We start from the raw sequence: 12,359 nt of genomic DNA on the forward strand, positions 1-12,359 counted from the left end.
GCGGTGGTCAGACCCCGGCCGTGTGGAGCCGGGGGGCGGGCGCATCGGCGGCCTCACCCAGTAGCAGGGACCGCACGACGCTGCGCGGACCGAACGGCCGCAGCATGGAGCTGGCCGGGCGGGGCCGCACGCGCAGTGGCCACCAGAACCACCGGCCCAGCAGCGCCGCGATCGACGGCGTCATGAACGAGCGCACGATCAACGTGTCGAACAGCAGGCCGAGGCCGATCGTGCTGCCGGCCTGACCGATCGAACGCAGGTCGCTGGCGACCATCGACATCATGGTGAAGGCGAAGACCAGGCCAGCCGAGGTGACCACGCCGCCCGTCTCGCCCATGGAGCGGATGATGCCGGTTTTCAACCCCGCGCCGATCTCCTCCTGGAACCGCGACACCAGCAGCAGGTTGTAGTCGGAACCGACGGCCAGCAGGATGATCAACCCGAACACCGGCGCGATCCAGTTCAACTCCAGCCCGAAGAGGTGCTGCCACACCAACACCGAGAGCCCGAAGGCGGCACCCAACGACAGCAGCACCGTGCCGACGATCACGGTTGCCGCGACCAGAGCGCGCGTGATGATCAGCATGACGACGAAGATCAGCGTCAGCGCCGCGAGACCGACGATCAACAGGTCGTAGTGGGAGCCGGACTGGATGTCGCGATAGATGGCGGCCGTGCCGGCGAGGTAGAACTTGGCTCCGGTCAGGGTGGTCCCCTTCACCGCTTGATGTGCGGCCGTCAGCTCCGGCATGACCGCCGAGATGCCGGCGGGCGTCGCCGGGTCCGCCTCGTGGGTGATGATGAATCGCGCGGCCTTGCCGTCCGGCGAGAGGAAAAGCTGCAGACCGCGCTGAAAGTCGGGATTCTGGAACGCTTCCGGCGGGAGATAGAAGTAGTCACCGCTGCGCGAGGCGTCGAAGGCCTGACCCATCGCGCTCGCCGTGTCGGTCATCTGGGTGATCTGTGTGACCAGGCCGGAGAAGCTGCTGTGCATCGTGAGCAGCGTCCCCTGCATCGAGGTGGCGACGGCGATAATGGGCGGGAACTCGGCGAGCATCTGGGGCAAGATCGCGTCGACGTTGTTCATCTCCTTGATCAGCGTGCTCATGTTCTCGCTGAACTTGTCGACGCCGTCGATCGCCTCGAACACCGACCTCGACGCCCAGCACACCGGGATGTTGAAACAATGCTGTTCCCAATACAGATAGCTGCGGAACGGCCGGGCGAAATCGTCGAAATCCGCTAGGTGGTCGCGCATCTCGTCCAGCGTGGTTTGCATCTCGTGCATATCGCCGGTCATGCGGTGGGTCGCGTCGCCCATCTGCCCGAGCAGGCCCTGCATCCGCCGCATCGAGGCGATCATGGCGCCCAGGTCGTCGCTCATCTTGAGCATGTCGTCGGTGCGGTCCTTCATGAACTGGATGTTCTGCCGGATCGGAATCGACTGGGCACTGATCTGGAACGGTATGGACGTGTGCTCGATGGGACCGCCCAACGGCCGGGTGATGCTCTGCACCATCGCGATGCCGGGTGAGTTGAAGACGTTCTTGGCGATCCGGTCCAGGATGATCATGTCGCCGCTGTTGCGCATGTCATGATCGCTTTCGATCATCAGGATGTCGGGATTCATGGTGGCGGCACTGAAATGGCGCTCCGCGGCGGCATATCCGACGTTCGAGGGCAGGCCGCGCGGTATATAGAAGCGGTCGTTGTAGCTGACCTTCATGCTGGGCATGATGAGGATGCCGACGATCGCGATGACCAGTGAGGCCGCGAACACCGCGCCGGGCCAGCGCACGCTGGCGGTGCCGATTCGCCGCCACCCGCGGGTCTTGATCATCCGTCTCGGGTCGAGCAGTCCGAACCTGGTGGCCACCGCGACGACGGCGGGCCCGGCGGTCATTGCCCCGGCCACCACGACCAGCAGGCCCAGCGCCGACGGAATGCCCAGCGCCTTGAAATAGGACAGGCGCGCCAAGTGGAGGCAGAAGGTGGCCCCCGCGATCGTCAAACCCGAGCCCAGGATGATGTGGGAAGTTCCGCGGAACATGGTGTAGTAGGCGGTTTCTCGGTCCTGACCGGCTTGACGCGCCTCCTGGTAGCGCCCGATGAGAAAGATCGCGTAGTCGGTGCCCGCCGCGATCGCCAGCGAGGACAGCATGGCGACGACGAACGTCGAGAATCCCAACAGTTCGTAGTTGCCGAGAAGCGCGACAAGTCCTCTGGCGGTGCCCATTTCGAAGCCGACCATGACCAGGACCAGCAGCACCGTGCTGACGGATCGATAGGCGATGAACAGCATGATCATGATGACCACCCCCGTCACGCCCATCATCTTGAACATGCTCTTGTCGGCGGCTTCGTTCATGTCGGTCGTCAGCGGTGCCGGACCGGTCACGTACACCTTCAGCCCCTGGGGCGGCGCCGACTTGTCGACGATTCTCCGTACGGCGTCGACGGATTCATTGCCCTGGGTGCTGCCCTGGTTGCCGGCCAGGTTGAGTTGGACGTAGGCGGCCTTGCCGTCCTTGCTTTGGACTCCTGCGGCGGTAAGCGGGTCGCCCCACACGTTCTGGACATGCTGCACGTGCTTGGGGTCTGACTGCAGTTTCTGCACCAGGCCGTCGTAATAGCGGTGCGCCTCGTCGCCGAGTTGTTTATCGCTCTCCAGAACGATCATCGCGATGCTGTCGGAATCCGACTCGTGGAACGTTGCGCCCATGCGCTTGGCGGCGATCATCGCGGGCGCGTCCTGGGGCGACATCGTCACCGCGTGCTTACGCGCGACCGACTCGATCGGCGGCACAAGAACATTCAGGGCGACGGTGAGCAGCAGCCAGCCGATGATGATCGGCCACGCGAACCTGCGGACGAACCGCATGAATCTCGGCCGGGCGTCGCTATCGGTATTCATCCGGCTTTCACCAGACAGGAGGTTTGGGCGTGGCGCCCGGCCGAGGACCGCTCGTCCTTGATCTCCCCGTCGACGGTGATGCGGCAGCCGATATCGTCGCTATTGCCTTGTGCCACAACGCTCGCGATCACGGCGGGCACGGTTGTCGTGACCGTGAAGGTCCAGGGCAGGCCGGTGAAGTCCACCTGTTGGGGGTCCGAGTTCTTGTCCAAGTAGCTCAGCGTTCCCGACGTGCCGCCGGGGCCGTAGACCTCGTAGGTCACCCGCTTGACGTGTGACGGGTCGAGCGGTGCGGCGCTGCTGCCCGTCGCGGTGAAGATCGCGTCGGAGCCGAAAACGCCGCGCAACCGCTCGACGGCGATGCCGCCGAGGGCAACTGCCGCCACGACGACGAGCGGCACCCAAGCCCGCTTGAGAAACGTGGACATCGACGATTCCTTTCATGGCATGGGCCCGCGGTGGCCACCTTTGTCATACCCCTGGGGGTATTGCGCACAATCTAGCATATACCCCCCTGGGTATGGTAGGAAGGAGACATGACAAACGAAGTTCGCGGCGGTTCACACCTTGAAGCCGGCGTCGCCGGCCACGATGCCGCCGACATGGACGCGGTGCTCGCCCGGCTGCGTCGCGCGCACGGTCAGCTCGGCGGGGTGATCGGGATGATCGAACAAGGCCGCAGCTGCAAAGACGTGGTCACCCAGCTGGCCGCGGTGTCGCGGGCGCTGGACCGCGCCGGCTTCAAGATCATCGCCTCGGGCCTGCGCGACTGCATCACCCGGCCGGCGGATGGTCGCACCGACGGGCCGGCCGTGTCGATCGACGAGCTGGAAAAACTGTTCCTCAGCCTGGCCTGACGGTCCGGAGCCTAAGAAAGGGTCAAGCGATGAACCCCGCCGACGATGGTCGCTCGAAGGTGACGCTGTGGCTGGACCCGGTGTGCCCGTTCTCCTGGAACACAGCCCGGTGGCTGCGCGCCGTCGCCGAGAAGACCGGCATGGTTGTCGATTGGCAGCAGATGAGCCTGGCGGTTCTGAACGAGGGACGCGAACTCTCACCCGCGCACCAGGCCCGGATGCGCGACTCGCTGGAAGTGGGCCGGCTGATGGCCGCGGTCGCCCGCGAACGGGGCGCCGCCGGGTGGACTGCCGCCTACTTCGCCTTCGGCGAGCGATACTTCGACCGCTCCGAGCCGCTCGGCGAAGACCTGGTCGCCCACGTGCTGACCGCGGCCGGCGTCACCCACGCCACGGCCGGGGCCATGGCGGACGGATCCCTGGACGAACTCGTCCGGCGTGGGCACCAGGCCGGACAGGATGCGCTCGGCGAGACCGGCGGCAGCCCGATCCTGCGGATCGACGGGCGTGCCTTCTTCGGGCCCGTCCTGACCGCGTTGCCCGAAGCGCACGAGGCCGTCGCTCTGTTCGACGCCGTCGCCACGCTCGCCGCGGTTCCACAATTCAGCCAGCTGCAACGCCCACGCGCCGCGGCCTAGCAGAACCAGACAGAGGAGGAAAAATGACAACCGGGTTGAGCACCACTTTGCACACCTCGTTCGAGGACGCGGTGAAACGGACGACGGACGCTCTCGCCGAGCAGGGTTTCGGCGTGTTGACCACCATCGACGTCAAAGCCACGCTGAAGCAGAAGCTCGGGGAGGAGATGGAGGACTACCTGATCCTGGGGGCGTGCAACCCGACGTTGGCGCATCGCGCCCTGGGCATCCATCGCCAGATCGGGCAGCTGCTGCCGTGCAACGTCGTGGTGCGAACCGACCCCGACAGCGCGGACGGCTCGGTCCTCGTCGAGGCGATGGATCCCCAGCTCATGGTCAAGGTGACCGCCGAGCCGGGGGCCCTGCAGGACGTGGCGGACCAGGCCACCGCCAAACTGCAAGCCGCGATCGGCGCGCTCGGCTAGCCCTGTTGGCTCCGCGCCTCGGCGCCCGTCTCGCCGGCGTCGAAGGTGTCGTCGGAACCGGCGGCCCCCACGTAAGAGCCGTCGTCCTCGCCGGCTGCGTCCCGCGACCGCGACTCGTGCGCCTCGGGCTCGACGTCGTCCTCGGTCTTGTGGCCCTTGTGGTCTGACATATTTACCTTCCTTGCCGCTCAGGCGTTCGGGTAGGCATTCCCCCACCGGCGGCCGTGAAACACGCGCTATCGTTACCACCCGGAGTGAAGGAGAACCTCAATGCGCACCTTCGAATCGGTAGCCGATCTCGCGGCCGCCACCGGCGAAACCATCGGGCATAGCGACTGGGTGACCATCACCCAGGAGGACGTCAACCTGTTCGCCGACGCGACCGGTGATCACCAGTGGATCCACGTCGACCCCGAGCGCGCGGCCGCCGGCCCGTTCGGTGGGACGATCGCCCACGGTTTCATGACCCTGGCGCTGCTGCCGCGGCTACAGCACCAGATCTACACCGTCAACGGCATCAAGTTGGCAATCAACTACGGCCTCAACAAGGTTCGCTTTCCCGCCCCGGTGCCGGTCGGCTCCCGGGTGCGCGCGGAGACATCGCTGGTGAGCCTCGACGACGTCGGAAACGGCGCCGTGCAGGCGACCATGTCGACGACGGTGGAGATCGAGGGCTCGGCCAAGCCCGCATGTGTGGCCGAAAGCATCGTCCGCTACATCACCTGAAACTTGGCTCGGCGCTAGAACTCCGCGACGGAATGCTCCAGCCGCTCGGCCAGCCGGGCCTGCGCCTCCGCGCGTCGGGTGGGAATGTGCGCAGACGGGAATGGCGTTGTCACGGGCTGGTATTCACGCAACGTCCGCCGCGCGACCGTCATCTTGTGCAGTTCGGTGGCGCCGTCGGCGATGCCCAGTGATTCGGCGGCCACCATCATCTTGACGAAGGGCATCTCGTCGGAGACGCCGAGCGCGCCGTGCAAGTGCATGGCCCGCTGCACGACGTCGTGCAGGACTTGGGGCATGGCTACCTTCACCGCCGCGATGTCGCGGCGCACCTTCTGGTAGTCGTGGTGCTTGTCGATCAGCCACGCCGTGCGTAACACCAGGAGCCGGAACTGCTCGATCTGAATCCAGCTGTCGGCGATCTTCTCCTGGGTCATCTGGAAATCCGACAGCCGCCCGTGCCGCGTCTTGCGGGACACCGCACGCTCACACATCATGTCAAAAGCGCTGCGCGCCAACGCGATCGTGCGCATCGCATGGTGGATGCGGCCGCCGCCGAGGCGGGTTTGCGCGATCATGAACGCCTGCCCCTCACCGCCGAGTACGTGGTCGGCGGGCACGCGGACATCGGTGTAGCGGACGTAGCCGTGGCTGGCCCGCGCCGAGGACTCGGCGCCCACGCCGACGTTGCGCACGATCTCGATGCCCGGTGTCTCGGCCGGCACGATGAACAGCGACATCTTGTCGTAGGTGCGGGCTTCGGCGTTGGTGACGGCCATCACGATGAAGAACGACGCATGCTTGGCGTTGGTGGAGAACCACTTCTCGCCGTTGATCACCCAGTAGTCGCCGTCGCGGGTCGCGGCGGTGACGAATTGTCCGGGGTCGGAACCACCTTGGGGTTCGGTCATCGAGTAGCAGGAGGTGATGTCGCCGTCGAGCAGCGGCTGCAGGTAGCGGGCCTTCTGTTCGTCGGTGCCGAACATCGCCAGGATCTCGGCGTTACCCGAATCCGGCGCCTGGCAGCCGAACACCGACGGCGCCCAGCGGGAGCGGCCGAGAATCTCGTTGAGCAGCGCGAGCTTGACCTGACCGAAGCCCTGCCCGCCAAGCTCCGGCCGTAGGTGCGCCGCCCACAGCCCCTGGTCCTTCACCTGCTGCTGCAACGGCCGCAGGATCGACATCATCTCGGCGTTGCGCTTGTCATAGGGGTCGAGCGCCACCAGGTCGAGCGGTTCGAGCTCGTCGACCATGAACTTCTCGACCCAGTCGAGCTTGGCCTGATATTCCGGGTCCGTTTCGAAATCCCACACGGTGACCACCCGTTCCCCGGCGCAACGTCGCGCCGGACTCGTCGATGAAGCCACCCCATCGTAGATGGCGCCGGCGGCAGATCAATCGTCGCTGCGGGTGTCGATCACGCCCTGCGCGATGTCGATGAGCTTGACCTGACTCTCCTGGGACAGGCGGCGCAACAGGTCGAACGCGCGCAGTTCGTCCACGCCGTAGCGCTCCATGATGATGCCCTTGGCCTGGCCGATCCGGTCCCGCGTCGACAGGGCCGACTGCATCTGCTGCCCGTGGCGCCCGGCCATGATCGCCGAGGCGGCGTGCGCGGCGAAGACCGTGCCGATGGTTTCGGCTTCGGTGTCCCACACGTTGGCCTTGAAGCTGAACAGGTTCAGCGCGCCGGCGGTACGTTCCGCGGTGTACAGCTTGAAAGAAAGGCTGCTCAACACACCGCGTTCCACGGCCGCCGGCGCGTAGCGCGGCCACCGTGGTTCGTCACGCAGGTCGTCGGTGCGCACGATGGTTTGTTTGAGGGCGGCGTCGTGGCAGGGGCCCTCATCGAAGTCGTGCTGTAGCTGATCGAGCTCAGCGGCCAGGCCGTCGGTGTCCGCGACGGATTCGAAGTCTCCGCCACCCTTGATCAGCAGCACCCCCGCGACGTCGGCGGCCGGTATCAGCTCGACGGCGGCGGCGGTCACGTCGGTGAGGACGTCTTCGAGCGTTCGCGGCGCTGCGATGTCGCGGGCAAGCTCGGCCATTCGCACGGCGAGCGAATGCCCGGCGTTCGGGTTCGAAGAGTCCATAAGACGCGATTGTCCACGATCGGCCCGGACCCGTCACCCGCGCACCGTTTGTCCGCAAAGGCCGGGGGTATCCGGCGACACCAGAGCCATTCTCGTCAAAAGCCTAGGAGACCCAATGTTCGTTCATAACAAAGATCTTCAATTCGAGGTCCGCGTCGACCGGCCCGACCCGCGGTTCGCGACGCTGCTGCAGGAGCAGTTCGGTGGCGCCAACGGTGAACTCAAGGCCGCCATGCAGTACTTCACGCAGGCGTTCGTCCTGCGCGACAAGAATCCCAAGATGTACGACCTGTTCATGGACATCGCCACCGAGGAACTCAGCCACCTCGAGATGGTCGGCTCGATGATCACGATGCTGCTCGACGGCCTCAACGACAATCTGAAGGTTGCCAACGAGAAGTGCGATTGGATGCCCGCGGTGGCTAGTGGGGACGGTCGCGACCAGATCATTCACCAAGCTGCGGTCAACCCGCTGTATCTGGCGCTGAACGGTGGCGGTCCGGACGTGAGTAACTCCCAGGGGGTGCCCTGGATGGGCTCGTACGTCACCGCCAACGGCGACCCCACGGTGGACCTGCGCAGTAACCTGGCCGCCGAGTCCCGCGCGAAAATCGTCTACGAGTACCTGAAGCAGTACACCGACGATCCAGGTGTGCAGGACACGCTCACCTTCCTGATGACGCGGGAAGTGACGCACTTCCAGCAGTTCACCGCGGCGCTCAACGAGCTCCCGGTCAACTTCCCGCCGGGGCAGTTGCCGGGTGACCCGCGTTTCCAGAACGTCGCGTTCAACATGTCCAATGGTGGCGGCGAATCGATCCGGGGGCCGTGGAACCAGGGTCAGGGTCCGTGGCCGAAGGGCATGGAGTGGGAGTACGTCGAAAAGCCCGAACAGCAATGGCTGGGCGGCAGCACGCGCCAGAACCAGGGTGCGCAGCAGAACCCGCAGGGTTCACCCGCCATCACCGCCGAGAAGCCGTTCACGCACGAACAGCACACGCCCACAAGCTAATTGAAGACACGGAGACCGGGCGCTGAGGATCCAGCGCCCGGTCTTCGAAATGACTATTTCACCTGCGGGTCCGGCGGGTTGTCCTCGGCGCGACCGGTCAAGGCGTCGCGCACGTGGTCCACGACCGCCGCGCCCATGCCCATCGTCTTGAGCACCGCCGGGTGGGGCGGGGTGTCCGGGTGGGGCCGGGTCGGGGCGATTTTCTTTGCCTGCTCCAGCTTTTCGCCGATCTTCTCCAACTCTTCCCGGTCGATCGCCATCTCGACCTGCGGCCACACCACATCCTGTTCGTAGGCGATGTGTTCGCGCCCCGCCTTGATGAACTCCTGCAGCGCTTCGTGATAGTCCGGCTCGCCCGGCTTGCCGTCCTCGAGCCGCTGCAACAACTTCTTGCCGGCCTGCTCCTGTTCGATGGCCTTGTCGACGATCCCGTCGCCGATCGCCTTGCGCACCGCCGGCCAAAAGAACTGCTCCTCAATGGCTTCGTGCTGCGACTCGGCGATGACGAGATTGTTCACCACGGTTTCCAGGCCGCTCGCCTCGGCGCCCGAGCCCGACGGCGCCCCGTCGAGCGACTCGAACAAACCGAGCACGCTTTTGTGATCGTGGCGAAGAAAAGTGATTGCGTCCATGCCTTGCCTTCCAGTCGGGCTTGTCACTCGAAGTGGCCTGCGGATACCCGGGGCCGGGCCGTTGAAACCGGGAGTCCGCTTCTGACGACTTCGAATGTGGTTGGGGGAAAACGTCGATCGCATTCGCGCGACCGTCGGGCTAGCGCAACTTAGGCAGGACGTTGGCGCCGTAGAACTCGATGGCCGTCAGCGGATTGCCTTGGGGGAAATGCAGAAACGGCACCGCGCCGGCGTCGAGGACCGCCTGCGCCGTCTTGATGTGCGGGGCGGGGTCGGTGCCCACGGTCCAGTTGGCCAGCACCTTGTCGATGGGGTTGACCTGCGCGGCGCGCTCGATCTCGACCGGATTCGGCTGGTCGACCGCGCCCGCGGTGAAGCGCCAGAGGCCGGCGGCGGCGGTGGCCTCGGCGTTGTCGCCGACCACCGCGAACAACTCGGCGCGCTTGCCCAGGGTCTCCGCGTCGCGGCCGGCGGCCCGCGCACCGGCACCGAACGCGGCCAGCAGCGCGGGGTTCGTGACGTCGCGGGCCTGACCGATCCAGCCGTCGCCGTATTGCCCGGCCAGCGTTGCGCTCTTGGGTCCGCTGGCGGCCACGAAGATCGGTGGCGGCGTGGGCGGCGCGTCGTAGAGCTTCAACGCGTTGGTCTGAAAGTAGCGGCCCGCGAACGAGGTTCGTGTTCCGCTCCACAACTGGCGAATCAGGCCAATGGCCTCGACCAGCCGGTCGTGACGCTCGGCGTACTTGCCGAAGGCGTTGGTGGTCGCCTGTTCGTTGAGCCGTTCGCCGGTGCCGACCCCCAGGAACACCCGCCCGGGATACAGGATCGCCAGGGAGGCAAAGGCCTGCGCCACGACGGCCGGGTGGTAGCGGTAGGTGGGGCAGGTCACGCCCGTCCCGAACGAGAGCCGGCTGGTGGCGTTGCCCACCAGCGCCAGCGTCAGCCACGGAAACATCGAATGGCCCTCGTTGTCCTGCCACGGTTGGATGTGGTCGCTGGCCCATGCGTATTGAAAGCCGGCCTGTTCGGCCGCCCGCGCGTGCGCCACCAGCTGATCGGTGCGGAATTGCTCGTGCGAGAGCACCACACCGACCCCCTTGCGCGTTGGCGGCGGCGCGGCGGGCGTGGCGTGGTCGTCCGCCGGACGCCCGCACGCGGTGGGGAGCCCAGCGGCGCCCAGCACGCCCGCACCCGCGGCCATCCGCCCCAACGCGCGACGCGAGACGCCGGTCACCAAAGTGAGGTACCCGCCGCTTGGGCAACGACACCCTCGCTCAGCGGCTAGCCTGACTCGGGTGAGTCCCCAGGCGCGCCCGGCGCGGAAGGCCGACGTCCGCGAGCTGTCCCGCACGCTGGCCCGGGCGTTTTACGACGACCCGGTGATGACGTGGCTGCTGCCCGACGCGCGGGCGCGAAAGGCGAACCTGTACCGGGTGTTCGCGACGATGACCCGCCACCACCATCTGCGCTGCGGCGGCGTCGAGGTGGCGTGCGACGGCCCGGGCATCGGCGCGGCGGCGCTGTGGGATCCGCCGAATCAGTGGCGCGAGACGCGCCTGGGCGAGCTCGCGATGACCCCGACGTTCCTGCGGGTGTTCGGCCTGCGCGCCGCGAGGGCGCGCGGCGTGCAGGAGCTGATGAAGCGCACGCATCCCGAAGAGCCGCACTGGTATCTGGCCGCGATCGGAAGCGACCCTTCGGTCCGTGGCAGGGGTTTCGGCCAGGCGCTGATGAGGTCGCGGCTGGAGCGTTGCGACGCCGAATATTGCCCGGCCTACCTCGAGTCGAGCAAGCCCGAAAACGTGCCGTACTACGAACGTTTCGGTTTCACGGTGACCCGCGAGCTGGTGTTGCCCGACGGCGGCCCGACCATGTGGGCGATGTGGCGCTCGCCGCGCTAGCGTTTAGCCCCCCAATTCGGCGGGCAACCGTTTCCGCATGAGCGAAAACCCCCAGGGCGAAGTCGACCCCGCGGACTTTCCCGAGGAAGGCGGGCCCGGTGACACCCTGAACGCGAGCGAAGGCACCGATTCCGACGAACTCCTCAACGACGACGGCGACATCGTCGTCGACCCGCCGGAGGACTGGAGCGAAGCCAACCGCTTCGGCATGACCGCGCGGGAAGAGCGCGAGGGCGAATCCCTTGATGCCCGGCTCGCCGAGGAGGAACCGGACGTCTCTCCCGATGCGCTGGGCGACGGGGCGGCCCCGGTCGCCGACGGTCCGCCCGGGCGCGCTCATCGCGGCCAGATCGACGGGGCGCCCGAAGACGGCGAGTCGCTCTATGAGGTCGTCGACGAGAACGGGGCGCCGGACTTCACCCGGACGACGGAGTGAGGGCGCCAGTGTTCGACTGTTCACTGCACGCGTGGGCGGCGCGCGTAGCTAGGGGCTGCTCTTCCAGCCGGCGATGCCGATCGCGATCATCCGCAACTGCTTGACCGCGATCCGCCGAATGTCTTCCAGCGCCTCGGTGCTCTGGGCATCCTCGATGGCCTCGGCGATGACGATCATCGCGTTGACGAACAGCGTCGCCAGCACGTTGAGGTCCTCGGTGCTCCACTCGTGCAGCCGCGGAAAGCGCGCGAGGTCGGTGGCCAACTCGGAGGTGATCAGACGGATCTCGGTGCGGATGGCATAGCGCAGCACGCTTAGGCCGCTGTTGCGCTCGCGCGCGATGAATCGCCAATGCTCCCGCCGCTGTGCGACGCTCGCGACCAGGATTTCCACGGACGACTCGATCACCCGGTTCGGGTCTAGCTTGCCGGCCCGCGCGTCGCGCAAGGTGTCGCGCAAGCTGCGGAACGACTCGTCGATCAAAACCAGGCCCAGGGCCTCCATCGACTCGAAGTGGCGGTAGAAGGCCGCCGGGACGATGCCGACCTCCCGCGTCACCTCGCGCAGGCTCAGGCTGGAAAAGCTGCGATCCTGCAGCAACTTGAGCGCCGCGGCGATGATGGCGCGCCGGGTCGCCTCCTTGCGCTCCTCGCGAGACCGGCTTTCGCGTGAGCGTTCGCGACCAGAACCGCGCACCCGTGAGCTAGGAGTACGGCTGTTCACTATGT

15 protein-coding genes are annotated in these 12,359 nt (G+C 66.5%); 7 read left to right on the forward strand and 8 right to left on the reverse strand.

Annotated elements, in window-relative coordinates; translation table 11 throughout:
* Window positions 1–7 precede the first annotated feature (7 nt).
* A complete protein-coding gene (locus A5680_RS20320; RefSeq protein ID WP_067822526.1) occupies window positions 8–2,914 on the reverse strand; it encodes an RND family transporter in 2,907 nt (968 codons plus the stop codon).
* Window positions 2,911–3,342, reverse strand: a complete 432-nt coding sequence (locus A5680_RS20325) for an MmpS family transport accessory protein (protein WP_067822529.1) — start codon at window positions 3,340–3,342, stop codon at window positions 2,911–2,913. Before A5680_RS20325 ends, A5680_RS20320 begins: the two co-directional genes overlap by 4 nt.
* Before the next feature lie 108 nt (window positions 3,343–3,450).
* Here A5680_RS20325 and A5680_RS20330 point away from each other — a divergent pair, with 108 nt between their 5' ends.
* Genes A5680_RS20330 through A5680_RS20340 form a run of 3 tightly spaced genes read left to right on the forward strand, consistent with a single transcriptional unit; the run spans window position 3,451 to window position 4,834 of the window.
* Complete coding sequence (locus A5680_RS20330; protein WP_067822531.1) at window positions 3,451–3,771, forward strand: metal-sensitive transcriptional regulator; 321 nt, start codon at window positions 3,451–3,453, stop codon at window positions 3,769–3,771.
* A gap of 29 nt (window positions 3,772–3,800) precedes the next feature.
* Window positions 3,801–4,409 carry a DsbA family protein gene (locus A5680_RS20335; RefSeq protein ID WP_067822534.1) on the forward strand — a complete coding sequence of 203 codons (609 nt, stop codon included), beginning with the start codon at window positions 3,801–3,803 and terminating at the stop codon, window positions 4,407–4,409.
* Window positions 4,410–4,432: 23 nt separating this feature from the next.
* Complete coding sequence (locus A5680_RS20340; protein ID WP_055405279.1) at window positions 4,433–4,834, forward strand: DUF302 domain-containing protein; 402 nt, start codon at window positions 4,433–4,435, stop codon at window positions 4,832–4,834.
* Here A5680_RS20340 and A5680_RS26095 read toward each other — a convergent pair.
* Entirely contained in the window at window positions 4,831–5,004 is a 174-nt protein-coding gene (locus A5680_RS26095; RefSeq protein ID WP_197281327.1) for a hypothetical protein, read from the reverse strand. The genes A5680_RS20340 and A5680_RS26095 overlap by 4 nt on opposite strands.
* A gap of 100 nt (window positions 5,005–5,104) precedes the next feature.
* Between A5680_RS26095 and A5680_RS20345 the strand changes: the two genes are divergently transcribed.
* Window positions 5,105–5,560: a MaoC family dehydratase gene (locus A5680_RS20345; protein ID WP_067822537.1), complete on the forward strand. Its 456-nt coding sequence runs from the start codon at window positions 5,105–5,107 to the stop codon at window positions 5,558–5,560.
* Window positions 5,561–5,574: 14 nt separating this feature from the next.
* Here A5680_RS20345 and A5680_RS20350 read toward each other — a convergent pair whose 3' ends face one another.
* Window positions 5,575–6,870 carry an acyl-CoA dehydrogenase family protein gene (locus A5680_RS20350; RefSeq protein WP_055405287.1) on the reverse strand — a complete coding sequence of 432 codons (1,296 nt, stop codon included), beginning with the start codon at window positions 6,868–6,870 and terminating at the stop codon, window positions 5,575–5,577.
* Window positions 6,871–6,951: 81 nt separating this feature from the next.
* Window positions 6,952–7,650, reverse strand: coding sequence for a GAF and ANTAR domain-containing protein (locus A5680_RS20355; RefSeq protein WP_067822540.1), 699 nt, complete (start codon window positions 7,648–7,650; stop codon window positions 6,952–6,954).
* A gap of 115 nt (window positions 7,651–7,765) precedes the next feature.
* Between A5680_RS20355 and A5680_RS20360 the strand changes: the two genes are divergently transcribed.
* Window positions 7,766–8,662, forward strand: a complete 897-nt coding sequence (locus A5680_RS20360) for a manganese catalase family protein (RefSeq protein WP_067822543.1) — start codon at window positions 7,766–7,768, stop codon at window positions 8,660–8,662.
* Window positions 8,663–8,715: 53 nt separating this feature from the next.
* On the opposite strand, the gene A5680_RS20365 is transcribed toward A5680_RS20360, so the two are convergent.
* Both A5680_RS20365 and A5680_RS20370 read right to left on the reverse strand, forming a co-directional pair.
* Window positions 8,716–9,294: a hemerythrin domain-containing protein gene (locus A5680_RS20365; protein WP_055405275.1), complete on the reverse strand. Its 579-nt coding sequence runs from the start codon at window positions 9,292–9,294 to the stop codon at window positions 8,716–8,718.
* A gap of 139 nt (window positions 9,295–9,433) precedes the next feature.
* Window positions 9,434–10,528 carry a F420-dependent hydroxymycolic acid dehydrogenase gene (locus tag A5680_RS20370; RefSeq protein ID WP_067822546.1) on the reverse strand — a complete coding sequence of 365 codons (1,095 nt, stop codon included), beginning with the start codon at window positions 10,526–10,528 and terminating at the stop codon, window positions 9,434–9,436.
* Between the two features lie 61 nt (window positions 10,529–10,589).
* Here A5680_RS20370 and A5680_RS20375 point away from each other — a divergent pair, with 61 nt between their 5' ends.
* A complete protein-coding gene (locus tag A5680_RS20375) occupies window positions 10,590–11,195 on the forward strand; it encodes a GNAT family N-acetyltransferase (RefSeq protein ID WP_067822549.1) in 606 nt (201 codons plus the stop codon).
* A 37-nt stretch (window positions 11,196–11,232) separates the two neighbouring features.
* A complete protein-coding gene (locus A5680_RS20380) occupies window positions 11,233–11,631 on the forward strand; it encodes a hypothetical protein (RefSeq protein ID WP_067822552.1) in 399 nt (132 codons plus the stop codon).
* Between the two features lie 48 nt (window positions 11,632–11,679).
* On the opposite strand, the gene A5680_RS20385 is transcribed toward A5680_RS20380, so the two are convergent.
* Window positions 11,680–12,327, reverse strand: coding sequence for a TetR family transcriptional regulator (locus A5680_RS20385; RefSeq protein WP_197499824.1), 648 nt, complete (start codon window positions 12,325–12,327; stop codon window positions 11,680–11,682).
* Window positions 12,328–12,359 lie beyond the last annotated feature (32 nt).

The sequence above is a fragment of the Mycobacterium sp. E2989 genome (assembly GCF_001667595.1).
Taxonomy (GTDB): domain Bacteria; phylum Actinomycetota; class Actinomycetes; order Mycobacteriales; family Mycobacteriaceae; genus Mycobacterium.